The following is a 772-nucleotide window of genomic DNA, read 5'->3' as shown; positions in this document are numbered from 1 at the left end:
GGTGTGGAATACCTATGGTCCGGCGGAGGCTGCGGTGGAGGTGACGTCGTGGCGGGCCGATCAGCGGTCGGCGGGGTCGTCGGTGCCGATCGGGTTGCCGGTGGCCAATACGTCGGTGGTGGTGTTGGACGGGTGGTTGCGTCCGGTGCCGGTGGGTGTGGTGGGTGAGTTGTATCTGGGTGGGGTGCAGTTGGCTCGGGGGTATCACGCGCGAGCAGGTCTGACGGCGTCGCGGTTCGTCGCCGATCCGTTCACCGCGGGTGGGCGGTTGTATCGCACGGGTGATGTGGTGCGGTGGTTGCCGTCGGGTGGGTTGGAGTATGTGGGTCGGTCGGATTTTCAGGTGAAGATTCGGGGTCAGCGCATCGAGGTCGATGAGATCCGGGCGGTGTTCGAGTCGTTGTCGCAGGTGGGGTCTGCGGCGGTGGTGGTGCGGCAGCGGCCGGGTCGGTCGGAGTCGTATCTGGCGGCGTATGTGACGGTGGTGCCGGGGGTGGATGTGGCGCCGGGGGTGTTGCGGGCGGCGGTCGGTGAGGTGTTGCCGGAGTACATGGTGCCGTCGACGGTGACGGTGCTCGAGTCGTTGCCGGTGACGGTGAACGGGAAGTTGGATCGGGCGGCGTTGCCGGAGCCGGAGTCGGTGTCGGTGGGGTCCGGTCGGGAGCCTGTTTCGGTTGCGGAGCGGGTGTTGTGTGCGGTGTTCGTGGATGTGTTGGGTGTGGAGGGGGTGGGTGTCGAGGATGATTTCTTCCATCTGGGCGGCGACTCCATC

Annotated in this window: 1 protein-coding gene; it reads left to right on the top strand. The window is 66.8% G+C overall.

The features are described from left to right. Positions 1–34: 34 nt before the first annotated feature. On the top strand, positions 35–772 hold a 738-nt coding region (locus A8G15_RS28925), incomplete at its 3' end, for an AMP-binding protein (protein WP_245688057.1).

The sequence above is a fragment of the Rhodococcus phenolicus genome (assembly GCF_001646785.1).
Classification (GTDB): Bacteria; Actinomycetota; Actinomycetes; order Mycobacteriales; family Mycobacteriaceae; genus Rhodococcus; species Rhodococcus phenolicus.
The sequence above is the reverse complement of the archived record's forward strand: the minus strand, read 5'-3'. Positions and strand labels throughout refer to the sequence as shown.